Origin of the sequence: Saccharopolyspora terrae, assembly GCF_004348435.1 — a bacterium.
In the GTDB taxonomy this organism is placed as follows: Bacteria; Actinomycetota; Actinomycetes; order Mycobacteriales; family Pseudonocardiaceae; genus Saccharopolyspora; species Saccharopolyspora endophytica.
This window is the reverse complement of record NZ_SMKS01000153.1, coordinates 1-962: the sequence shown is the minus strand read 5'-3', so window position 1 is coordinate 962 and position 962 is coordinate 1. Positions and strand designations below refer to the sequence as shown.

At 65.1% G+C, this 962-nt stretch carries 1 protein-coding gene; it reads right to left on the bottom strand.

Going from position 1 to position 962, the window contains the following annotated elements:
* Positions 1-14: 14 nt before the first annotated feature.
* Positions 15-851 (bottom strand): transposase family protein, encoded by an 837-nt coding sequence (locus E1181_RS31140; protein WP_132679977.1) that lies wholly within the window; start codon positions 849-851, stop codon positions 15-17.
* Positions 852-962 lie beyond the last annotated feature (111 nt).

Sequence of the window (962 nt, the reverse complement as noted above, 5' to 3'; positions counted from 1 at the left end):
CCACTGAGGTGATCTCAGTGGATTCGGTTGTGTTCGTGGTGGGTGAGTACGAGTGCGGCTTGGATGATGTTGCCGATTTTGCGGGGGCTGGCGGTGATGTGGTGGAGGGTGCGCCAGCGTTTGGTGAGGAGGGCGAATCCGCGTTCGCCGGGGCCGCGCAGGCTGCGGAGGGCCTGGTTGTAGGCGCGGTTGTCGAGGGATAGTGGACGGCCTTTGCCGGTTTTGGAGCGTTTGATGAGGGTGTGCACGCCGGCGCCGGTGCCTTGGTAGCCGCCGTCGGCGAGGGTGGGCAGGTTGAGTTGGGACGCGGCCCAGTAGAGGGTGCCGAGTGCGTGGTGTTCGGCGGCGGTGATGTCGTGGACCGAGCCGGGTTCGACGGGCGAGACCCAGATCGGGAACCCGTCTGGTGTGGTCACGGCTTGGATGTTGCCGCCCTGCGCACGGTGTTTGCCGGAATACCACCGGTCGATCTGGGTGCCTTTGACACTGGTGGCTTTCTCGCCGAGCCGGTCGCAGGGGAAGAGTTTGCCGTCGAGGATGACGTAGGCGGCGCCGCCGGTTTTGGCCCGTCGCAGTGCTTGGTGCAGGTCGGGGGCTTGGGCGGCCAGCACCTCAATGACCTCGTCGATGTAGCGGTAGCCGGTGGCCCGGGAGATGTCGTTGTCCCGGGCCAGTGCCGGGATGGCGCTGCGATCGCGGAACCAGCGCAGCCCCATCACTGCCTGCTTGAACGTCGACAACACCCGCCGGTCGAGCGGAGTCCTGCGACGTCGCCGTTCCTCGGCCAAGAGGCCAGAGAGGTAGAGGGCGAGTTCGTCGGCGACATCGAGGCTGGCACGATAGGTGATCACGTGGGGTCCTGGTTCTGAAGATGATCTTGTGGTGAGACCTTCTTCTACCAGGACCCCACGCCCACATCTCCTCAGGCCCTCAGCCATCCCCATTCCACTGAGATCACCTCA